Origin of the sequence: Sinomonas sp. ASV322 (assembly GCF_030908245.1) — a bacterium.
Lineage (GTDB): Bacteria > Actinomycetota > Actinomycetes > Actinomycetales > Micrococcaceae > Sinomonas.
On record NZ_JAVFJJ010000020.1, the window covers coordinates 41613 to 62674 of the forward strand.

General features: G+C 65.2%; 19 protein-coding genes. 3 read left to right on the top strand and 16 right to left on the bottom strand.

The annotated features are described in order from the left end of the window. Positions 1 to 32: 32 nt before the first annotated feature. The 8 genes from RBS12_RS18480 to RBS12_RS18515 form a co-directional block, all read right to left on the bottom strand. On the bottom strand, positions 33 to 581 hold the full coding sequence (locus RBS12_RS18480) for a hypothetical protein (RefSeq protein WP_307967623.1): 549 nt from the start codon (positions 579 to 581) through the stop codon (positions 33 to 35). A 200-nt stretch (positions 582 to 781) separates the two neighbouring features. Continuing rightward, positions 782 to 2407 (bottom strand): MDR family MFS transporter, encoded by a 1626-nt coding sequence (locus tag RBS12_RS18485; protein WP_307967624.1) that lies wholly within the window; start codon positions 2405 to 2407, stop codon positions 782 to 784. 95 nt (positions 2408 to 2502) lie between these two features. Beyond that, positions 2503 to 2739, bottom strand: coding sequence for a hypothetical protein (locus tag RBS12_RS18490; RefSeq protein WP_307967625.1), 237 nt, complete (start codon positions 2737 to 2739; stop codon positions 2503 to 2505). After that, positions 2732 to 3217, bottom strand: a complete 486-nt coding sequence (locus tag RBS12_RS18495; RefSeq protein WP_307967626.1) for a hypothetical protein — start codon at positions 3215 to 3217, stop codon at positions 2732 to 2734. Before RBS12_RS18495 ends, RBS12_RS18490 begins: the two co-directional genes overlap by 8 nt. A gap of 196 nt (positions 3218 to 3413) precedes the next feature. Continuing rightward, entirely contained in the window at positions 3414 to 4520 is a 1107-nt protein-coding gene (locus tag RBS12_RS18500) for a fatty acid desaturase (protein WP_373886554.1), read from the bottom strand. Between the two features lie 102 nt (positions 4521 to 4622). After that, positions 4623 to 4826: a cold-shock protein gene (locus tag RBS12_RS18505; protein ID WP_307967627.1), complete on the bottom strand. Its 204-nt coding sequence runs from the start codon at positions 4824 to 4826 to the stop codon at positions 4623 to 4625. A gap of 970 nt (positions 4827 to 5796) precedes the next feature. Further along, positions 5797 to 6243 carry a stage II sporulation protein M gene (locus tag RBS12_RS18510; RefSeq protein WP_307967628.1) on the bottom strand — a complete coding sequence of 149 codons (447 nt, stop codon included), beginning with the start codon at positions 6241 to 6243 and terminating at the stop codon, positions 5797 to 5799. A gap of 68 nt (positions 6244 to 6311) precedes the next feature. Further along, positions 6312 to 6641, bottom strand: coding sequence for a hypothetical protein (locus tag RBS12_RS18515; protein WP_307967629.1), 330 nt, complete (start codon positions 6639 to 6641; stop codon positions 6312 to 6314). 600 nt (positions 6642 to 7241) lie between these two features. Here RBS12_RS18515 and tyrS point away from each other — a divergent pair. Then, positions 7242 to 8444, top strand: coding sequence for a tyrosine--tRNA ligase (gene tyrS / locus RBS12_RS18520; protein ID WP_307967630.1), 1203 nt, complete (start codon positions 7242 to 7244; stop codon positions 8442 to 8444). Between the two features lie 176 nt (positions 8445 to 8620). On the opposite strand, the gene RBS12_RS20250 is transcribed toward tyrS, so the two are convergent. Further along, the gene (locus RBS12_RS20250) at positions 8621 to 9121 is read right to left on the bottom strand and encodes a DUF5956 family protein (protein WP_373886553.1); all 501 of its coding nucleotides are present in this window, start codon (positions 9119 to 9121) and stop codon (positions 8621 to 8623) included. A gap of 1086 nt (positions 9122 to 10207) precedes the next feature. Between RBS12_RS20250 and RBS12_RS18525 the strand changes: the two genes are divergently transcribed. Then, a complete protein-coding gene (locus RBS12_RS18525) occupies positions 10208 to 10753 on the top strand; it encodes a carboxypeptidase-like regulatory domain-containing protein (protein ID WP_307967631.1) in 546 nt (181 codons plus the stop codon). Between the two features lie 106 nt (positions 10754 to 10859). On the opposite strand, the gene RBS12_RS18530 is transcribed toward RBS12_RS18525, so the two are convergent. From RBS12_RS18530 to RBS12_RS18540, 3 genes are all read right to left on the bottom strand, one after another. Next, complete coding sequence (locus RBS12_RS18530; protein WP_307967632.1) at positions 10860 to 11783, bottom strand: RNA polymerase sigma-70 factor; 924 nt, start codon at positions 11781 to 11783, stop codon at positions 10860 to 10862. 11 nt (positions 11784 to 11794) lie between these two features. Then, complete coding sequence (locus RBS12_RS18535) at positions 11795 to 12994, bottom strand: FAD-dependent oxidoreductase (RefSeq protein WP_307967633.1); 1200 nt, start codon at positions 12992 to 12994, stop codon at positions 11795 to 11797. A 679-nt stretch (positions 12995 to 13673) separates the two neighbouring features. Then, positions 13674 to 14171, bottom strand: a complete 498-nt coding sequence (locus RBS12_RS18540; RefSeq protein ID WP_307967634.1) for a VOC family protein — start codon at positions 14169 to 14171, stop codon at positions 13674 to 13676. A 113-nt stretch (positions 14172 to 14284) separates the two neighbouring features. On the opposite strand from RBS12_RS18540, the gene RBS12_RS18545 reads away from it, so the two are divergent. Next, positions 14285 to 14701 carry a hypothetical protein gene (locus tag RBS12_RS18545; RefSeq protein WP_307967635.1) on the top strand — a complete coding sequence of 139 codons (417 nt, stop codon included), beginning with the start codon at positions 14285 to 14287 and terminating at the stop codon, positions 14699 to 14701. A 224-nt stretch (positions 14702 to 14925) separates the two neighbouring features. Here RBS12_RS18545 and RBS12_RS18550 read toward each other — a convergent pair whose 3' ends face one another. The 4 genes from RBS12_RS18550 to RBS12_RS18565 all read right to left on the bottom strand — a co-directional run bounded on the left by RBS12_RS18550 (position 14926) and on the right by RBS12_RS18565 (position 21017). Continuing rightward, complete coding sequence (locus RBS12_RS18550) at positions 14926 to 15363, bottom strand: hypothetical protein (protein WP_307967636.1); 438 nt, start codon at positions 15361 to 15363, stop codon at positions 14926 to 14928. Between the two features lie 10 nt (positions 15364 to 15373). Next, positions 15374 to 15622, bottom strand: a complete 249-nt coding sequence (locus tag RBS12_RS18555) for a hypothetical protein (RefSeq protein ID WP_307967638.1) — start codon at positions 15620 to 15622, stop codon at positions 15374 to 15376. Positions 15623 to 15634: 12 nt separating this feature from the next. Beyond that, positions 15635 to 19513 carry an RHS repeat-associated core domain-containing protein gene (locus tag RBS12_RS18560; protein WP_307967639.1) on the bottom strand — a complete coding sequence of 1293 codons (3879 nt, stop codon included), beginning with the start codon at positions 19511 to 19513 and terminating at the stop codon, positions 15635 to 15637. A gap of 409 nt (positions 19514 to 19922) precedes the next feature. Further along, on the bottom strand, positions 19923 to 21017 hold the full coding sequence (locus tag RBS12_RS18565) for an IS110 family transposase (RefSeq protein WP_307964926.1): 1095 nt from the start codon (positions 21015 to 21017) through the stop codon (positions 19923 to 19925). Positions 21018 to 21062 lie beyond the last annotated feature (45 nt).

Here is a 21062-nt window from a genome sequence, read left to right on the forward strand (position 1 = left end):
GTTCCCCCAAGAAGTCGTATCGAAGGCAGCTCTCACACATGCGCGAGCGTTCTGTCCGGAAGGCGGCGCCACGCACGTGCCATGCTGTCCCGGAATGTCAATTCGGCACAGAAGTCACGGTTCTTGAAAATCGGTTCGAGTTCCGCGCGCGAAACTGCCTTAGGCATCTCGGGAATCCCCTTGTGGGGCTTCACAAAATAGAGCCCAGGCGGTACCACTTTGAGGGTCACATTGATCGCATCGATGTCGATTCCGCCCTGCGTCACCGAATGCGAGCGCGTCACAGCGACGTCATAGATGGGGCCATTGGAAACGTTGGCGATTGCGACGCCCCACGGTCCGTCGCTCCCGAGACGTCGGGCTGGCCAGGTCGAGACCTGATGAGCCTGCGCCCGCGACAGCTCCTGGCGCCTCTCCTCATCCCGAACGCGTTCGACGTTCAGCTGCTGCTCTGCCGCCTCCGCGGCCTTCTTGGCGTGCGCCGTGGAGAGAGCCACGTAGAACAGCGCGATCGCGGTCGCAACGCTTCCGATCGCCGTCGCAACGCTTCCGAGGCCCTGCAATATGTCAACCCAATTCATGACATTCCCCCTGATATTCCTGACTTTGGTTGCGCGAGCACTATGGCCCGACCTCGCGTCACAATGCAAGTCAATGACGGCGCATACAGCTCCATTCGCGACAAATTGATCGTCGAATTCGGCACGATTGTCAAGCACGGACGTGAGCAGTCGTGACAAAGGCGACCTGCACTGGGCCCTATTTGCACTGCCCCTTGGCGTCAAGTCCTCTCGCGAGGCCTCGTTCCAAGACGGCCAGCGTCGGTTCGCACGTGGCGCCCGCGGTGACGCTCATGACTCGAGCCCGCCCCCGCCGTCGTCCGCTCCTGACCCTCCGGCCCGCGCAACGGGACCTCGCGCAGGGTCAGAACAAGGACGAAGGCGACGGCGATGATCGGGATCGCGTAGACGAACATCCCGGTCAGCGCGTTCGAGAACGCGATCTCGAACCCCTGCCGTAGCGCCGCGGGCAGGCGCGAGACCAGCGCCGGGGTGATCGAATCCGTGCTCGGCAGACGGGACGCAACCCCCGCAGGGAGGTGCTGGGCGAGCTGGTCGGTGAGCCGGCTCGTGAAGATCGAGCCGAAGATCGACACCCCGAGGGAGCCGCCCACCAGCCGGCCCAGGGTCACCGTCGACGTCGCCGTCCCGACGTCCGGGATCGCCGCCGCGTTCTGGGCGATGACTACCATCACCTGCATCGTGAGCCCGATCCCGAGCCCGAGCACCACCATGTACAACCCCGACGTGAGCCGGTCCGTGTCCACGCCCATCGTCGAGAGCAGGTAGAACGCCGCCCCCACCACGAGCGCGCCCACAATCGGCGACCATTTGTAATGCCCCGTCCGGCTGATGATCTGCCCCGAGACTCCCGCGGACACGATGAGCCCGGCCATCATCGGCACGAGCAGCAGCCCCGAATTCGCCGCACTCGCCCCGGACACGATCTGCAGGAACAGCGGCAAGAACGCTATCCCGCCGAACATCGCAAAGCCGATGATGAAGCTCACGGAAGCGGCGACGTCGAACGCCGGCAGCCGGAACAGCCGCAGCGGGATGATCGGCACGGCGGCGGCCCGCTCGGCGAAGACGAAGCCGACGAGGAGCAGAACCCCAGCCGCCCCGAGGACGTAGATGGTCGGCGAGTCCCAGGCGACGGTCCTGCCGCCCCACGTCGTCAGGAGCACGATGCAGGTCAGGGCCGCGCCGAGCAGGACGGCGCCGAGGAAGTCGATCCGCCGCTCCCCTCCGCGGCGGGGCACCTTGAGCACCTTGCCGACGACGGCGAGTGCCACCGCGCCGATCGGTAGGTTGATGTAGAAGATCCATCGCCAGGAGACGTAGTCGGTCAGGTAGCCGCCGATGAGCGGCCCGGCGACCGACGCGAGGCCGAACACGGCACCCATGTAGCCCTGGTATCGGCCGCGTTCGCGGGGCGTCACGATGTCCGCGATCGTCGCCTGCGCGCCGACCATGAGCCCGCCGCCGCCCACGCCCTGCAAGGCCCGGAACGCGATGAGCTGCCCCATGCTCTGGGAGATCCCCGACGCCGCCGAGCCGATGAGGAAGATGACAATCGCGATGAGGAACAGCGGCTTGCGTCCGTAGAGGTCGCCGAGCTTGCCGTACAGCGGCATCACGACCGACGACGCAAGGATGTACGCCGTCACGACCCACGAGAGTTCTTGGAGCCCGTTGAGCTCGCCGACGATCGTCGGCAGGGCCGTGGCCACGATCGTCTGGTCCATCGCTGCGAGGAGCATCCCGAGCATGAGCCCCGACATCGCCGTGAGGACCTGACGGTAAGTGCGCGGCGCGGGAACGGAAGCGTCGAAAGCGGCTGACATGACCTCGACCTCCAAACGGTGAGGATCTCCGTCTCTCCGTTCAGGCTACGCCCGGGGGCCGGGGGATCCGAGCCCGGAGCCCCAATTCGGAATCGCTATCGGTTCCCCAAGTCATCCGCGACCTGGCGCAGGTCTTGGACCCATCCGGACGAGCGGTTGGCGGTCGGCGATGCAGCCTCAAAGTTCAGGAGTGCATCCGCGATGGAGTCGAGGGCGATCGAGAGGTTTGCCTTCACTGCGCTGTAGCCTTCCTCGGACCGCGGATCGGCGGATTCAACGGCCAGAAGCTCCGCTCCGGCCCTCAAGATCAGCGAGGCTTCGAATTCATTCACGCCTGGCCTCCTTGGGGGGTGCGTCGCGGGAGCTCGCCTTCCGAGCCGCGGCATAGGCCGTGGTGATCGCTGGGCCTGTGGCCTGGAAGACGGTGGCGCCGCCGGGCATGACCATATAGGCGAGAAATTCCTCGTCGAAAGTGACGATCCCTTTGGCGACGGCATCGAGTTTTGCCCGAATCAGCACGGCCAGCTGCCACCAGTTCTTGCGCGCCGCCTCTTGCATGGTCTTGGATTCGTGGCCGGTGCTGTGCGGCTGCAGCGGATCGTATTCCGGTTCCAGCCGAGAATCAGCCGATCCGGGCTGCGACAGAACCAGACGAAACTGGCGGTCGCCGGCGGAGAAGGCAATCGCGGCCTTGCCCTGTTCTGAAGCGAGACGGAATCCCGAGGCCCCGGATTCGACAAGCATCTCCTGGATTTCCGCCTGGAGTGCGGAGCAGCTCATGGAAGCGCCCCGCACATAGTTGCTTCTCATAGCTCAGAGTACGCCTGGCGCGGTCAAGCGGGCGCTCGGCGCCGAGTCGCCAGATGGTCCGCTGTGCCCGCCGGCCAAAGGCAGCTCCGGCCTCCAGCGCATCCGGTTCGGCACCGCGCTGACGTGCGGACTGCTCGATCGATGCTCTGGGCCGGGCTCCTCTGGGGAGGGTGACGCCGTGACCTGAGCCAGGCCATCATGCGCGCCGGTATCGGGCGGTGATGGGGCACTCGAAGGGATCGCGCGCCGCGAGTCCGACCCTGTTCAGGTAGCCGACGACGATGCCATAGGAGCGCCAGATGCTCGTTTCCGTGTACGGGACGTCTAGCCTTGCGCACTGCTCGCGCACGATCCCGCGGGTTCTCGCCAGATGGGGTCGGGGCATGCTCGGGAAAAGGTGATGCTCGATCTGGTAGTTCAGGCCACCCATGAGCCACGTGGCCCACCAGCCGCCCGAGATGTTCCGGGACGTGCGCACCTGCTTGGAGAAGAAGTCGAGCTTCGCGTCCCGGGCGATCACGGGCATGCCCTTGTGATTCGGGGCGAAGGTGGCACCCATGTAGAGGCCGAACACTCCGAGCTGGACCCCGAGGAACGCAAACCCCATTCCGGGCGGGAGCAGCAGGAAGAGCGGAAGAAGGACGACGGCGAAGCGCAGCGCGAGCAGGCTCAGCTCAGCCCAGCGGCCCTTGACAGGTCCACGCGAGAACAGATGGCGGAAGCTGAGGTAGTGCAGGTTGAGGCCCTCGAGGGTCAGCAGTGGGAAGAACAGCCATCCTTGGCGGCGGGTGATCACGGCACGGATGCCTCTGGCCTTTGCTGCGTCTTCTTCGAGGAAGGAGATCGTGTCGATTTCGATGTCTGGGTCGCGGCCGACTCTGTTCGGGTTCGCGTGGTGGCGGCTGTGCTTGGAGTCCCACCACGAGTAGCTCATTCCCGCGGCGGCGCCGAGAAACCGCGCAAGGAGGTCGTTCGCGGGCCCCGTTGTGAGGATCTGCCGATGCCCGGCCTCATGCGCCATGAAGGCCACCTGGGTGAACAGGATGCCGAGGGCTGCGGCGATCAGAAGTTGGAACCAACTGTGCCCAAGCAGGATCGATCCGGCGACGCAGCCGGCGAGCCCCGCCACGAGGACACCGCCGACGAGCGCGTAGAACCATGGGGTCCGGCGCAGCAGGCCCTTCTCGCGGATCGTCTGGGACAGCTGGAGGTACGCCTTGGTCAGGGGAGGGAACGTCTCCTCGCCCGCGTAGACCTGACGGCCGGGAGTGATTGGGAGTGCGGGGCTGGACAGCGTCGTGATCAGAGCACCGTTTTCAGAATAGGCGCCCAGGGCGCGGTCGGGGGGCGGCGGTGTCCGTGCGGGCAGGTGGCAGGACGCGACCTGCCCGCACGGCTCTATGAATCAGAGAGGACGAATGTTCGCCGCTTGCGGGCCCTTGGGGCCGCGCTCGGCGTCGTACTCGACCTTCTGGCCATCTTCGAGGGAACGGTAGCCCTGCGTCGCGATCGCGCTGTAGTGGGCGAAAACGTCGGGAGTGCCGTCGCTGGGCTCGATGAACCCGAAGCCCTTCTCGGAGTTGAACCATTTGACGGTGCCAGTGGCCATGTCGTTTTCCTTCTGGTGGGGTGGGCCGCTGAACGACCGCGGTGAACCGTGCCGACGGCGCCGGCGCGGACAGGAGTGGGGTGGATGAGCGAGCTGAGTGTGCGGGGGCGTCCTCGATGAGAGGGCCGGGGCGGGCTCTGAGAGCCGCTGTGCAAGAGACATGGCGTGGCCTTGGGCTGTGACGCCCCTTCAGCTACAGAACCTTGCATTATGCAGCGGCGACCGCCGGAGGTCTCGAGGTAGACAGCTGCAGAGAATATGCGAGGCATTCGAATCGTTTGCCTCAGCCGGACGACCATCTGGGCAGTCCGCGTTCGTTCAACTCTACACGATCCGGCCAAAGGGCTACGCCGGAGGGTTGGGTGGGAGCCTCGTCTTCCAGATCCCCACTGCCGTCGAACGCGGCCGACATTGCCTCGACCTCCGAACGGCGAGGAACCCAGTCTCTCCGTTCAGGCTACGCCAGGAGCTGCCGTGGGGAACCCACATCCGGGTTGGGCGGGAGGCTTGCAAGGGGCGGACGGCGGGCGGCACCACGCTGGCCGTGAAGCGTTAGTTCCTGCCTGAACTGGACGGATCCAACGCCTGATTCTTCGGCCCCCTACGGAATTCACTAACTACGTAGCAAATTGCGGGAACAGGGAGAAGAGATGTGAGAATTATGGCCAACAGCATCCGCTTCCGACCTTGAACCCATAATCTCACACCGAGGAGAATCACTGACACTGAAGCGGCACCCCTGAATATCCGCAAATTCAGGGACAGATTATCGGACGGCGGGAGACCCTCCGTGATGAACTTCCGCACCATCTCAGCGTAATCCGGAATCACGAAGATGAGTGAGACTAGGTAGCCCACCAGCGACGACGCAATCAACCACAGCCATATGCGGCTCTTTGATTTCTGAGCCGCGTCTGACAGCATTGCTGTCAGCCAAACCTTCAAGCGAATCAAAAGCAAGGCTGTTTCCTTACACGCGAGAGACGTTGGTCTCAATGATGGCGGCTATAGTTAGCAGAACAATCGCGACCAGGTTTGTCAGCAGGAATGCTGACAGAGAACCCAATGGATGGGCGCCACCGAGGCTCCCTTGCCTGAATTCGCGCCTAAGCTGACTGACACCTGCTGCCGCCAGAAGGTACGCCGCAATCTCCGGTGCAAAATGAGGCGCAATGCCGGACAGAATGCTGGACCATACACCTTCGCGCGCAGCGGATCCAACCGCCAGACCTACCGATAGCCCATTGATCGTCACGACAGCGCCGGTCCAATACACTCCTGCAATGACCCCGACGTCCAGGATTGCCAAGACAATCAGGTTGTGAACCAATAATGAATCGAATTGGATATCATTCGTAGGATTAATGGGCTCCCGCATCGTGAGCGCAACGACCCCCGACGATACTGCGGCGCCCATGTACAGAAGCGCGAACCTTGCTGACGATTTAGCGAGCCCACGGATCCTGGACAGCTGGCGGTCCAGAGCTAGTTGGCTGCAGCAGCGCTTGGGCCAAATTCCTGAATGTAGAAGGCAACAAGATCAAGGAGCCAGGAGTCGCGGGGCAAAATCCAGGAGACCCTGCCCCAAAACAGGATCATCGCAACGAGCCACGCAGCAAACGACTGGCTCATGCCAAAGCGCGCGGCAAGGTTATGGGTAGCGGCATTTGAAAGCGTGGTCATGACGAAAACGCATGGGATCGCCAGCACGGCGACCGCGCGAATGTATCGGTCACCCACCCAAGACATACCGGGTGACTTCACAGCTTCCCCCTTCAAGGAGGGCTCGGGTGAGGAGATTGGTGCGAGTGCCATGAGGCCTCCTTGTTCTAGTTCCCCGTTGATAGCTGATTCGGCTCTTCAAGCAGCTAAGCGTGCATGCGCAATCGCGACCGACCAAACATGCAGAGCCTCGCAGTCGGCGCCGACCTACGGTCCCGATGGTTCGCTTGGCCCGCAAGACGCCGCCTGTTCCTTCATCGAAGCGACGATCTGTCGAGCTGTCAAGCATCGCTTGGTGACATTTGAACTAAAGTTAGGCATTTCTTAGGCACGTTGCCCCTACTCGCCCGGAATGACGGGCATCTGAGCGAGCAAAGTTAGGCACCATCCGTCGGACCGCGCTGCCCGGACACCCGAGTGGCGGGACAGCCCGGCGTAGCCTTGCGCGCGGGCATCTCATCCGACACGGGCATTCGGTGAAGTGGGGCTGGTATGGTCGACCTGTGATTGCGCGTCTGTTCGTGTATCCGCCGGCTCTGGGGAGAGCCGGCGTGATGTAGCGCGCCACTTTTTCGCTCGAGCCAGAGCCTCAGGCGGGGATCCTTCGGATCCTCGCCTTTCTTGTTCCCTACGGGAGGTCCTGGCCCAACGCAAGTGTCCTCCCGAAGCCCACCTTGAAAGGACGTTGTCGGGATGACAGATGTGGATGCAGTACTTGCGCCAATGTGGCGCACGATCGACCGAGTTGTCGGGGAAGGAGATCTCCGGAAGATGTTGGCCTCGGGTCGGCAGCTTCGGATCAAGTACGGGGTCGACTGCACCGCCCCAGACCTTCATTTGGGCCACGCGGTGAATCTGTGGCTCATGCGGCATCTGCAAGACCATGGGCACCGGGTCCTGTTCCTGCTCGGGGATCTGACAACACGAGTCGGCGACCCGACGGGCAAGAGCCAGACTAGGCCAGTGCTCTCTCCAGAGGAGATCGAGGCGAACGCGGCCGCTTTCCTCGGGCAGGTTGGCCTTGTGCTGAATACGAACCCGTCCGTGTTCGAAGTACGTCGGAACTCGGAATGGTACGACCGGATGTCGGTCGCGGAGATGCTGAGCCTTTTCAGCATGACCACTCATGCGCAGCTGATGGAGCGGGACATGTTCCGCCAGCGGGAGGCCGAGGGACGCGAGATCGCCTTCCACGAACTCGCCTACCCCGTACTGCAGGGCTACGACAGCGTCGCTCTGGAAAGTGATCTGACAATCGTGGGGTCCGATCAGCTCTTCAACGAGCTCATGGGCCGCACTCTCCAGCAGCGCCACGGCAGGGACGGTCAGGTCGTTGTCACGACACGCATCACCCCAGGGCTCGACGGCGGGCCGAAACAGTCGAAGTCGCTCGGGAACTACGTTGCCCTGACCGACTCGCCCGGGGAGAAGTTCGGCAAGATCATGAGTCTGCCCGACCATCTCGTCAGCGAATGGGCACAAGCGTACTCAGAGTTGTCTGACGACGCGGTCGAGGCGCTCAAGGAGGCAGCAACAGCTGGCGGCGCCGCTGCCCGTGACGCGAAACTCGACCTTGCCGAAGCGATAGTGTGGCGCTACCACGGAAACGGTGAGGCACGCCTCCAGCGCGATTCGTTTCTTGCCGTGTTCTCGGACCGGGCAGTTCCCACGGACATCCCGGAACTCGCCATCCCACAGCATCCGCTCACCGTCTTGGAGCTGGTGGCGCTGGCCCAGCCAGCTCTGAGCATCACCGCTGCCCGGCGGCTCGTCGCGGAGGGCGCAGTCCGGCTCGACGGGGACCGGCTTTCTGACCCCCAAGACGCCATCAACCCCACCTCTGGAGCAGTCCTGCGTATCGGAAAGCGATACTGGCTACGCCTGGTCCGGGGATAGCCGAGTATCCCTCACCGGCTGTCAGGTGAGGGATACCCTTCTTCGTCGGCCGGACTCGCAGGTCAACCTCGGCAACCTCAGCGCCGGGCTTCGAGGACCATCATCTTCCGGCCTTGCCAAACCCGCGATTCCCGAACGCCGGCCGCACGGATGCGGGTGCTGGCCAGCTGACCGATTCAGGCGTAGAAGCCTGAAACAACCCGCTCAATGAGAGTCCGCGACGCGAGCGGATCAGATCCGGAACGGGGTGCAGTGTTCAGAGCCTCCCTCAAAGCGATGAGGAAGGAATCGGGCGAGTCCCAACCGTCAGGGATGCGGAGGAACCATCGACACTGGCGGGGTCGAGGAGGCATCCCAGCGTCAACGAGAACCTCGTCGATGGAGTCGTCAATGATCTTCTGATCTCGCTCGCCGCGTCGCTCCTCGTAGACCTCAACAAATTCACCCCGTTGGGTTGTAACTCGCACGAGACGTCCTTGTTCGACGCCTGGTGCGCGACGCAGATTTCGCGCACCTGCCGCCCAGGCGATGAGAGCGTCCCACGCGGTCTCTTCAAGTTGGACCCAGTGCCCATCTGGTTCGGCAATCTCCACGTCATCCCACATCGCCTGCCTCCTCCGCCACGGGCCGGACGGGCCAACCGGGGAGCGGCCGGCCCATGGACACGCTCCGATCATGGAAGGCAATAGTTGTCCGATTCAAAACAGCTGAGCCACGCCCTTTCGTTCCGGCCACCTATGACCGCCGCCCTCGCAGAACGCGAACCGTGGAATATAACAAGAGAGCTTCCCACAGGCCCAGCAATGCCCAGGCAGGCCAAGACCAGGCAGGTAATTCCCCCTTGATGACCAGGCCCGCCGCCACGAGTATGAGCGCGCACTGCTGAACGATAAGGACAACCGGACGATCGGTGCGCCTGCTCTGAGCCATCACATTCCTCCTAGGGACAGCTGACAACCACGCCGTAAGCCGACGCAAGAACACCAATGCCGTGCCGCGCCCAGCCAATTGCACCAACCAGTAGGATCGCAGTGGCCGCCACGATCGCGAGCAATCGCTTGCACATGATTCCATCCCCCTCCGGATGCGTTGGGTGTCCTGACTAACCGAATCCAGTACGGCAGGTCAACACTTAGACGCTTCGGAGGGCAGATGGCAGAAAATTAGGTGGTGGCGTCCGCAGATTTACGTGGTCCCTCCCCTTGAAACTCAGTGGTCGAGCCCGGATATAATGCGTCCGCCTCAGCGCGTACGGAAGCCGATATCTCCGTATCCAGCTCGCTCTCGTGACATTCGTACGTACAGAGCGACATCGAATGTGTCCTCACGGTGGGCATAAATTTGACTCCCCCCGATCCTTCCATAAGGGAAGAGATTCAGCACGCGCCGCATCAGTGGCGGCATTCACAGCCCAAGCGTGTTAGCCTGCGAATACGCACACCGGGGGGAGCATGAAATGGACGGCCTACCAGCGGCATTAATCGTGATCGCGTTCGTGGGATGGTGCGCTTTACTCGTCAAAGCCACGACCGACATCATGAGCACACAGCAAAGCCAATAAGCTAAGGTGGCGTGGGCCATCATTGTCTGGGCTATGCCACTTGTAGGGCTGATCGCCTGGGCATACTTACGCAGACGTCCAAAGAAATGACCTTTGACCCAGCGGCACCGCCCCCCGGTCAGCGGTCGATGCCCACCGAGCCAGGCTCCGCCGTCATCCGCCTCTCCTCGACGCTGCCCTCACCCCGTGGAACCATGAGGCCATGAGACCGGGTACAGCACTCGGCACCGCGATCATCGCCGCCGCTCTGCTCCTTGCGTCGTGCGGCAACGGCACCCCGGGCGGCGGCGGCACCGGGGCGTCGGGAGGCGGCAGTGCGACGGCGACCTCGGCGACAGTCAGCGCGGGGACGATCAGGCCCGGCACCGCTCCGCCCTCCCCGCCGCCATCGAGCACGACGACGCCGCTCCCCACCGCGACGAGCACGCCGCCGCTCGAGCCGCCGTCGGGCGCCGGAGCCTACGGCTACGTCACCGCGGGGCCGACGTGTCCGGTCGAACGGCCGGACCAGCCCTGTCCCCCACGGCCGGTCTCGGCGGCCATCGACGCCCGCGATTCGAACGGCACCACCGTGGCGTCAACCCACAGCGACTCCTTCGGCAGATACACGCTCGGCCTCTCCCCCGGGAGCTACGTACTCGTCGTCGTCACCTCGAACGGATGGCCCCGCTGCCCCGAAACCCGAGTGGCGGTGCAGCCCGGCGTAGCCGTGCGCGCGGATATCTCGTGCGACACGGGCATTCGGTGAAGCTAGCAGGACCCCCACGCAGCTCCGGAGCCATAGACCACAGAACCCCGAAGCTTTGAGGAGACGCCGTGTACCTGGCCCCGCAGTCCCGCTACTTCCAGAGCCCTCACCGCCGGGACAAAGCGATCTCCGACTCGACCCGGGTCAGCTTCTCCGGGTTGCGCACGTAGTAGGCGCCCGTGACTCTGCCCTGCTCGACTCGGACCGTGAGGACGCCGTCGAGCTCGCCGTTGAGGCGGAACACGAGCGCCGGGCTGCCGTTGACCGTGGTCGGCTCGGTGGTGACCGTAGCCCGGGTCTTGGCGAAGCCGCCGACGAGCATGCGCACGACCTTGTCGGCCCCGACGATGGGCCGTCGCGCCGCCTGCCGCAGCCCGCCGCCGTCGCCCATGTACACGACGTCGGGAGCAAGCACGTCAAGGAGTCTCCGAAGGTCACCGGTCTCGACGGCGTGCTGCATCGACGCAAGGGCCGCTCTCGTCTCGCGAGCTGAGACCGCTTGGCGGGGCCGTCGGGCATCCACGTGCGCACGGGCGCGGTGGGCGATCTGGCGGACGGCCGCCGGGCTCTTGTCGACGGCGGCAGCGATCTCGTCATAGCCAGTGTCGAACACCTCGCGCAGCACGAACACGGCGCGCTCAGTCGGCGACAGCGTCTCAAGGACCACCATCAGGGCCGTCGACAGACTGTCGGCCAGCTCGACATCCTCGGCCACATCCGGGGAGGTGAGCATCGGCTCCGGAAGCCACGGACCCACGTAGGTCTCCTTGCGCCGGGTCAGGGTGCGCAGGCGATTGAGTGCCTGGCGCGTGGTGATCCGGACGAGGTAGGCGCGCTCGTCGCGCACCTCGCCGAGGTCGACGCCGACCCACCGAAGCCACGTCTCCTGGAGGACGTCCTCGGCGTCGGCCGCCGAGCCGAGCATCTCGTAGGCGACAGTGAAGAGCAGGTTGCGGTGGGACACGAAGGCCTCTGTCGAGGCGTCCATCGCGGAGCCGCTCACCGGCGTGCTTCCCTCAGCGTTTGTCATCGCCGCCCAACTTAGCCTGCCCGTCCGGAGACCACCAGCCCGGCTGCCCGCTGGGCCGCAACGCGCTCGACGCGCCTGGAATCCTTCACGATCCACGAATGCGAGCCGGGCTTGTGCGCCTCCTTCGCGAGCTGATCGATTGGGCTCGCACACGCAGCCTCCTTGAGGACTGCGCCGGGCCGCCCCGGCACGTGGAGCCTGATCGCCGTATCATCGAACCGTGCCAGCTGGAAGACGCCGGCGCTACGTCCAAGGCTCACGCACATCGCGGCGATCCCTCGGGTGAACTCCGCTGGGCTCTCACCGGCGATTCGGGACAGGACCGTGTCCGCGGCGTGCGATCCGAGCGGCAATGCGGCCTGACAGCTCATCCTCAACGGCATGCCCGACGGCGACGCGGCGTCGCCCGTGGCCACGATGCGCTCGTCGTCGACGCTCGTGAGGGTCTCGTCGGCAAGAAGACGGCCGACGACGTCGACGCTCAGGCCGCTGCGTGCCGCGAGGTCAGAGGCGGCGAAGCCCGCGGCCCAGATCGTCACCGCGCTCGCGAGCTCCCGCCCGTCGGCCAGACGGACGGCCTCGGCCGTCACTTCGACAACCTTCGCGCCCGGGCCGTCGAGGACCCGCACCCCCAGCCTTGCGAGGGCCTTGGCCACCGAGCGCCGACCGCTGGGATGCAGATATGGACCCAGCTGCCCGCCGCACACGAGGGTAACGGCACGGCCGCGTTCGCCGAGTTCGGCGGCCATTTCGATGCCGAGCGGGCCTCCGCCCACCACCGTAATTGGCGCCGCGGCAGGCAAAGAGTCGACGACGGCGCGCAACTCGCGTGCGTCCTCGAGGCTGGCCATCGTGCGGGCGAATTCGGCCGCCCCGGGCACGCGGGCAGCGGCTTTGTCGCTTCCGACGGCGTAGACGAGGTAGTCGTAGGAGATGGTGCCGCCCGACGCCAGCTCGAGAGCGCACTCGGCCGCGTCGATCCTCGTCACGGTGTCGATGACGAGCCGGACGCTTTCGGCGAGGACCTCGCGGAAGTCGCGGACGGCGTCGTGCGTGCGCCCGACCAGCTGGTGGAGGCGGACCCTCTCGACGAACTCCGGGCGCGGATTGACCAGAGTTACGGCCACGTCAGCGCGCTGCGTCAGGCGGTTCGCCGCCATCACGCCGGAATACCCGCCGCCGATCAGGACGACGTTGATGCTCTCAGTCACGGTGTCTCCTTTGGGTTTCAGGTCCCGCGTTGAGCGGATTCCGACCACAAGACACCAGTCAATCGATGGTTGTGACAAATCCTCCTCGGTGCCCCGCTCGCGCCTTGATCGATGACGGCGTGTCAGACTGCTCTCGTGAAGGGCGTTCGAATCGCGACCGCTTGTCTGATGGCTCTGGCCCCAACCGGATGCTCCGAGGCCGTGCCCACGTCAATCGAGCCGAGGCCTTGGCCGTCCGCGACTCTCACCGCGGCCCAAGGACCGGCCTCACTGTCCCCGCTACACCTATGCAACGCACGCGTCCCGGCCCCCAACACGACAAAGCGGTCGGACCTTCCAGACGCCCCCGCGGGGGCCGATCTGCTCTGGTTCCCCGGAGTCAATGCCGGGACCTCGAACGGGCTTCAGCCCTGCGGAACACTGCACACCCACATCAGCAGTGATCAAGCCCGCGCGCTGGTCGCCGGGATCAAGGCACTCCCCGGCCCCGCCCAAGGAGGGGTTAACTGCCCGGCCGACGACGGCGCCTTTGTTCAGCTCGGGTTCCCGACCCTGTGAGGAGACATCAGCTTCCGCCTGGCGCTACACGGATGTGCATTCGACGTTCCACGCGACATCGGTGACCTCGGACCGTGGCCCACCGACATGGGCCCAGAACCCCGCCTGTGACATCTCACCTCTAAATGAGGACATCACAAGCATGAACACCCGGCAGGGTTCCCAACCCGATTACGGCCTGAGCCACGCGCTGCAACCACGTGCCCGAAAGATCAATCAATGGTCGTAGGGCTTCCCGGGTTCTCGGGTTCTCGGCCAATGCTCCTTCGAAGTCCGCTCGCGACTGGAGAACACAGAAGTGGTTTCCGCCGGGATCGGCCATCATTGTCCAGCCTTCTTGACCGGTCTGCCCAATATCGACCAGAGAAGCCCCGAGCTCGAGCGCACGATCGACGCAGGCGCGCTGGTCTTCGGGGCGGAGGTCGAGATGGATCGCACTGTCGGCGGGCGGCAGCACAGAGGGCTGGATGAGCAGCGCCGGACCGTAGTCCCCGACGAGCATCACAGAATCGCTGCGGTTCGGGGCGACGCGGTAACCAAGCAAATCACGCCAGAACCGTGCAACTTCTTTTGGACGATCGGTCTTGAGCGTGACCGTCGCAATGCTGACCTCGACCATAGAACCAATTCTTCCGGAGGCCTGAAAGAGAACGCCAACATACATGGCGCTCACGGCTGAGGAATCAGGTCCTCGAGAACCAGAACATCCTCGCGTTGGCGGTCGATCAAGACGTGGCACCCGCTTTCGAGGAGTACATCGGTGCGTATACGGCTTGGGGAACCCAGATGTTCGGCGTCTTCGACCAGGGCGTGAACACCATGCTCACCGCCATCACGACCCAGGAAGCTACCGACCAGCCCCACCTTTACAAGAACGCGATTGGCGTCACCGTGGCCGACGCGACGGAAGAGCTTTCCCTTGCCAATACCGCGAAAGCCGGGGCTGACCAGGACGCCGCCTATTGCACCCAGTCAGCGAACGGCTTGCAGTCACAGCTCGACGCCCTGAGAGCCGATGCAACCAAGTTCAACCTCGGGGCCGTGCCCGGCACGATCGGGGAAATCGCAACCGTCGTCGGAGCGGTAATCGCCGCCATCCCGTTGGGTGAGTGCCCTCGCCGGGGCCGCCGTGCCTCAGCCAGACCATGAGGTGCGCCCCCGCGCCGGAACAAGGAACGGCGCGGGGCGCTCGCCCAGCATGCCACGAGTCGCTGACAAATCATCTCGACCTAGAGATCCGACCTCGGCCGCTGCCGAGTTGAGGCCGCAAGCAGCTCGGCCGAGCATTGCCCAGTTACTCGATGAGCCGTTCCGGGGCGCCTGTTCGATAGCATTGCCGGCACGTGCCCAATCCGTGCCATGATTGTCAGGTTTCACTCTTCTATTGGCCCGTTGAGGGTCACCACGTACCGATCATCGCCACTTATCTCGTCGGCGGCAATCGATCCTAGATCGAGGTAGTCCACCGAGATCCAGTACGTGCCCGGGGCGACCTCGATCGTGCCCCCGCTGGCGCCGTTGTCCGACACTCCGGAAACAACCAGCGTTCCGGAGGGAACGGCGAGAACGCCGCGCGATGTTCGATCCGACCGTCCCAGCAGTGGTTCGCCGCCACCGAGCCTTATGACGACGGGGACGTGGAAGGCCCGCATAGTGCCCACTGCTATGTAGCCGTCCCCTTGGACGAACATCTCCTCAATGGTCTCTGGGGTCCACTTCTCGTAGAGGTCCCCCCAGTCGGCGAGAGAGTCGAAGACGAGGAACTGTTTGAAATCCGTGTCGACATTGAACTCGAACTCCACCGTGGCCATCGACCTCACCTTATTCATGGCGTCGGTCTGCCAAAACCGCGTTGAGGATCCCCCAGGGTGCGCCGTCTATGTCGTGAAACTCCTCGTGTTCGAGCCGCGCATAGCGCTCATCCGTCATCCACGGCGGCCGCTCGGTGGCAATCTGCAGCTCCGGGTACAGTGCGAGGATCTCCTCGGCGGATCTTGCAAAGATGATCCCCCACAAGCCACCCATGCCGTAGTCGTAGGCAACAAGGAACGATTTCTTGCTATCGGCCATGGCCCTCCACTCTCAGAATCTTACGAATTGAAGTCCGCCGACATCGATCGGGAACTGTGTGGTCACCTCCGTGCCCCCGCCAGGCTGGCCGTAGAGGGGCTGGACCGTCGATGGCGTCGATGGGCATTGAACACGACAGGCAGGAATCTCAAAGTACCCGTCCGGAGTCCTGTTCAACGCAAGTTTCGCTTGTGCCTCGGCTCCAGTTGCAAACTTGTCCGGAGTAAGCCAGATTTTGCCCGACGACAGGCCCGGCAAGATCTCTCCGCCCTTGGAGATCGCGTCAGCAGCCTCCTGCGTGGTGTAGTGCCGGAGCGCGGAGGCCGCTCCCGTTTCGAGAGCTCCGGCAGCTTTCCCGCCGACACCGAATTTCCCGAATGCGAAGACCATCGCCCCGCTGACGATTGCCTGGTCGCATGCTCCGTGACCCGATAGGCATGAGCTGGTCTGGTCGCTGGTTGCGACTTCGACTGCCGAGGCCGCGAAGGAGAGCCCGCCGAGGATGGGAGCGGCTTCGATGCAGACCACGGCGACGGTGCCGGCGACGGTGGAGATGCCGTTGGCGAGGCTGTTGACCATCTTTCGCCAGTCGTATTCGCTGAGCCCGCTCGGGTCGATGAATGCCAAGGGATTCCCGGCGGCGTAGGTGTAGCCGCGGCCGGGGACGCCGGCGGGGTCGGGTATGAGGAATCGGCCGTCCACGGGGCTGTAGTCGCGGGCCCCCATTCTGTAGAGGGGCGTGGTGAGGTAGGAGCCGGCGAACTGGAGCGGGTTCTGCGGCGGGTTCTTTCCCGAAGCTGTTGAGGACCGGGCGTCGCCGTAGGGGTTGTAGCTGTAGCCGAGGACGAGGGCCCCTGTGGGATCGGTGACTCCCCTGACCGAGCCGAGGGCGTCGGTGAGGTAGCTGTAGGCGTTGCTTCCGGTCGTCATGCTGACCAGGCCGATGCCGTAGTCGTACTTCCGGACCGTGGTGTTCTTGTTGCCCTGCTGTTCGAGGGCGAGTTTGCCGTTGATCGGGTCGTAGGTGCTGGTGGTGGTTGTGGTGCCTGCGGTGGTTCCAGTGCGGTGGCTGTCGCCGTCGTAGGCGTAGCTGGTGGTGGCTGTTCCTGTGGTGACGGAGGTGAGCTGGCTGGCGGCGTTCCAGTTGTAGCTGGACGTGCCGTCACTGGTGGTGTTGCCGTCGGCGTCGTACTGGTATGCAGCGGTTCCCTTGAGCCCTGACCTTCCGGTGACGCGCCCCGCGGTGTCGTAGGTGTAGTTGGTGGTCCCGGCGGGCTGGACTACTGAGGCGATGTTGCCGTCGCCGTCGTAGCTGTACCTGAAATTGGCGTTGGCAGCGGTCGAGGAGCAGGTGCTTGCCGCGTAGCAGGCAGCCTGGAGTCGGCTCAGCGGGCTGTAGGCGTAACTGTCGGTGGTGCCGTCGATGTTGGCGATCTGGGTGGGGTTGCCGAGTTCGTCCAGCGTGTACTGGCTCTTGGTGAGGACCGTGGTGCTCTTCTGCGACTGCACGGACATCGGGCGCCGTGCGGCGTCGATCTGGAGGGTGCTGGTGACCCCGCCTTGCAGGCTTGTGGTGACCGTGCCTGTCGTGGGGTCGTAGGCGTAGGCGGCGAGGGTGGTGGTGCCAGAGGTGACGGCGGTGAGCCGGCCGTCCTTGTCGTAGGCGTACTGGGTGGGGGTGCTTCCGTCGGGGAGTTGCCTCGAGATCGGCTCCCCTGCTTCGTCGTACGCGTACTTGTACGTGTTCGAGACGTTGACGAATATGACCGAGGCGAGCTGGTTGATGGCGTTGTACGTGTAATAGCTCGTGCCGCGGCCGTCGGTCATGGTGTACCGGTTGCCGTTTTGGTCGTAGGTGAAGCTGACCGGGGGCGTGGCGTCGCTGTAGGCGAGCTTGGAGACGAGGCCCTTGGGCGTGCGGGTCATGGTGACGGACCGGCCGCTGGGTGCGGTGGCCTTGGAGATCCGGCCGGCGGCGTCGTGGTCGTAGGTCCAGGTTCCGGTGCCCGTGGAGGAGATCGTGTTGACGGCGTTGTTGCTGGTGTAGGTGTACGTCGTGACGACCCCGGCCGGGGATGTGGCGGTGGCGACGTTGCCGTCGACGTCGTAGGTGTATTTCTGCGGCCCGACGCTCGGGTCGGGGCCTTGGACGGACCGTGGCCTGGTGGTGGTCCCGGAGGTGTAGGCGGTGGTTCCGCCCTTGGCATCGACGAGGTGGTCGATGCGTCCGGTGGGGTCGTAGAACGTTGCCGTGGTGTGGCCGAGCGGGTCCTTGGTGCTGGTGACCCGGTCCAGGTTGTCCCAGGTCATGGTCGTGCGGTAGGTGTCGGGGTTGGCTCCGGTGACGTTGCCGCGTGGCTCGACGGTAGAGGTGGCCCTTCCCGCGGCGTCGACGGTGTCGGTGGTGATCTGCCCGCCGGGGCTGGTGACCGAGACGAGGTCGCCCTGCGTTGTGTAGCCGTACTGGGTGGTTCGGCTGAGGGCGTCGGTCGCCGATTTGAGGGTGCCGTCCGCGTTGTAGGTGTACTGCATCGCAGTGACGGTGCCAGGGGCGCAGGTGATGCTCGCCCGGGTCACCGTGGCGAGGTTGCCGTACGAGTCGTAAGTGTAGGTGGTCTTGTTCCCGCTGAAGTCGACGAACTGGGTGAGGTCGTTTCGTCCGTTGTACGTGTATTGCTCGCTGTAGTTGTCGGAGCCCGCCCGCGAGGTCAGGTTCCCGGCGCTGTCATAGCTGAAGTAGGTGGAGTTCTTGAGCGGGTCGGTGTAGCTGGTCAGCGTGGCGTTTCCGTCCCAGGCGAACTGCGAGACGTTGCCGTCCGCGTCCGTCTGCGAGTAGAGGTACCCGCCGCTGTAGGTGTGCGTGATGGTCTTCCCGCGCGGGTCCGTCACCGTCGCCGTGCCGGTCCCGGTGTCAGCTCCCGTCTGGGTCCAGCCGAAGGTGGTGGTGTTCCCATCGGGGTCCAGCTGCTTTGTGACACGGTGGGACGTGGGGTCGTAGGTGAGGCGGATTGGATAGTTCAGGTTGGGGTCCTGCACCGAGGCGAGCAGGCCGTTCGCGTCGTAGGCGTGGGTGGTCTTGAATCCGGCGGCGTCCGTGACTGTCTGGAGCCGCCCCGACGTGTCGTACAGGTAGGCCACGGTCCGCCCGTCGGAGCCGGTGAGCCCGCTGACGAGCCCGGCCGTGTTGTAGGCGAGGGTGATGGTCCGGCCCGATGCGAAGGCGGAGGAGAGCTTGCCAGCGCTCCAGTTCAGGGTTGTGCCTTGGCCGTTGCGCTCGAGGACGCTGGTGAGAAGCCCGTTCGCGTCGAAGGTGTCGACGGTTTGGTCCTTGAATGTCAGGGTCCATCCGCCGCCCGATGCCGCGGCGAGAACGGAGTGGATCCCGATGGGCGCGGAGTAGGTGGTGCCGGACTTGGTGAACACCTGTATTGACCCGCTCGGGTCGTGGTAGGTGACGTTTCCTGTTGTCGCGTCGACGGTGAGGGCCGCGTCGTACGAGTCGGACCAGCCGGGCCCGAAGCGGTTCGAGCGGGATGCGTCGGACGAGTAGCTGCGGGCGAAGGCCAGTCCGCCGCCTCTGGCGGCGTAGCCGAGGTCGGCCCGGTCGGGGTGGTAGGTGAAGGCGCCTGTCAGCGAGTCGACGGGGTCGCCGGCTGTGGCATGGTTGGGGTGTCCCGCGGCATCGGTCGGGTAGACGACTGCGCAGATGAAGAACTGTCGGCCCTGCAAGAGGTTCATGGATCCGGCGTTGCCATTGCAGATGTAGCCGATAGGGCCGGCGTACTGGATGCTCTCGAAGGTCCTGTCCAGATACGGCGATCCGGTCGCGGCGGCCGGCGCCGCAGTGCTCGAAGTGCCCGCGCCTTCGCCCTTGCCCTGGGGCCCGGTCACCTTCGGGATCACCGTCTTGGGCGGAAGAGGGGCCGGCGGGTCAATGGCTGCGGCAACGTGAGTCTCGGCGCTGCGACCAGGGGGCGATGCCTGGGCCGTCAGTGCCACACCCGCAACTGATATGGAGTAGTCCGCTGTCAAGTGGGCATGGCGAGGCGCCGCCGGGAGGGAGTCCTGGCGGCGCCTCTGTGCTTCGCGTGGCGGGCGCCGGCGAGCGTGTCGTTGGGCGACGCGCGGTCAGGCTGATATGCGCGGGTTGGCTACCGCAGGGCGGTGGTTCGGCTGGAGTCGGTCCGCGTGTCTAGGAGCGAACGTTGGCCCCAGGAGGGGGTCTGTTCATAGTTGCGCCGCGGGTGGCTCCACGCGCTGCCGCCGGCACCTTGCGCCGTGGCGAAGCGGCCTTCGGGAGTCAGTCGTCGTCCATGACTGCCAGGGACCAGCACCAGCCGGCCAGCTCGCGGGCGACGGCGACGTTGGCCACGGTCGGGCGCTTGCGCCGCTCGAGGAACCGCACCCACCGGGCGTGCAGGCGCTGGTTGCCCTCGTCGCCGCGGGCCCGTGCCGCGGCCGGGGCGAGCTCCCACCGGTCCCGAAGGGTCTTCCCGACCGCGTAGCGGGCACGGTGGTGCCAGGCGGCCTCGACCAGGAGGCGGCGGACGTGGGCGTTGCCGGTCTTGGTGATCGGCCCCTGCGCCCGGGACGCGCCCGAGGAATGCTCGGACGGGGTCAGCCCGACGAAGGAGCCGATGGTGGCCCCGGTGAACCGGTGCCAGTCTCCGATCTCTACCGCGAGGGCGAACCCGGTCAGCGTGCTGACCCCGCGCAGGCAGCCCAGGCGGTGTACGGCCGGGGCGAACTCGCTGCCCGCAGCGAGCTCCTCGATCGCGCGGTCGAGCCGGTCGCGGCGGGCTTTGACCGTCAGCACGGCCTCGTAGTCGGAGTCGAACGCCATCCGGGTCGCCCTCGAGCCCAGCGCCGGGGCCGCGTCCCTGCGCAGCCACGTGTCATGGGCCCCGGTCCAGGCATCGCCTCCGTCGTAGACGATCCCGTGCCGCAGCAGCAGCTTCGAGAGCCGGTGCCGGGCCCGCATCAGGTCCCCGCGGCAGTCCTCCCGCGCCCGCACCAGGTCACGCGCGGACTCCTGCTCCACGGTCGGGACCGCCACCGGGGTGACCTCGTCCAGGCGCAGCAGCCTCGCCAGGTGCACCGCGTCCCGGGCATCGGTCTTCACCCGGTCCCCCGACGGGCGCTGGAGCCGGGACGGGGCCGCAACCACGCACCTGACCCCCCGTGAGGTCAAGGCCCGCCAAAGCCCGAACCCCGTCGGGCCGGCCTCATAGACCACGGCGACCGGGCCTGGCAAGCAGGCCAGCCATGACCTGATCGCCTGCTCCGACGGGGCAAGCCTGGCCTGCACCAGCTCGCCGGTCACGCCGTCGATCGCCGCCGCGGCAACCGAACGGGCGTGCACATCCAGCCCAACACTCGTACGCTCAATGAACACCGGGGCCTCCCACGCATGTCGGATAGGCCGGGCAGGGGACTCTGC

Excerpts from the sequence above, each read along its gene's own strand:
- RBS12_RS18480 (WP_307967623.1), bottom strand. The coding sequence starts at position 581 with ATGAATTGGGTTGACATATTGCAGGGCCTCGGAAGCGTTGCGACGGCG.
- RBS12_RS18525 (WP_307967631.1), top strand. The coding sequence starts at position 10,208 with ATGAGACCGGGTACAGCACTCGGCACCGCGATCATCGCCGCCGCTCTG.
- RBS12_RS18495 (WP_307967626.1), bottom strand. The coding sequence starts at position 3,217 with ATGAGAAGCAACTATGTGCGGGGCGCTTCCATGAGCTGCTCCGCACTC.
- RBS12_RS18505 (WP_307967627.1), bottom strand. The coding sequence starts at position 4,826 with ATGGCCACTGGCACCGTCAAATGGTTCAACTCCGAGAAGGGCTTCGGG.
- RBS12_RS18485 (WP_307967624.1), bottom strand. The coding sequence starts at position 2,407 with ATGTCAGCCGCTTTCGACGCTTCCGTTCCCGCGCCGCGCACTTACCGT.
- tyrS (WP_307967630.1), top strand. The coding sequence starts at position 7,242 with ATGACAGATGTGGATGCAGTACTTGCGCCAATGTGGCGCACGATCGAC.
- RBS12_RS20250 (WP_373886553.1), bottom strand. The coding sequence starts at position 9,121 with ATGATCGGAGCGTGTCCATGGGCCGGCCGCTCCCCGGTTGGCCCGTCC.
- RBS12_RS18530 (WP_307967632.1), bottom strand. The coding sequence starts at position 11,783 with ATGACAAACGCTGAGGGAAGCACGCCGGTGAGCGGCTCCGCGATGGAC.
- RBS12_RS18510 (WP_307967628.1), bottom strand. The coding sequence starts at position 6,243 with ATGGGCGCCGCAGTATCGTCGGGGGTCGTTGCGCTCACGATGCGGGAG.
- RBS12_RS18515 (WP_307967629.1), bottom strand. The coding sequence starts at position 6,641 with ATGGCACTCGCACCAATCTCCTCACCCGAGCCCTCCTTGAAGGGGGAA.
- RBS12_RS18550 (WP_307967636.1), bottom strand. The coding sequence starts at position 15,363 with ATGGCCACGGTGGAGTTCGAGTTCAATGTCGACACGGATTTCAAACAG.
- RBS12_RS18540 (WP_307967634.1), bottom strand. The coding sequence starts at position 14,171 with ATGGTCGAGGTCAGCATTGCGACGGTCACGCTCAAGACCGATCGTCCA.
- RBS12_RS18555 (WP_307967638.1), bottom strand. The coding sequence starts at position 15,622 with ATGGCCGATAGCAAGAAATCGTTCCTTGTTGCCTACGACTACGGCATG.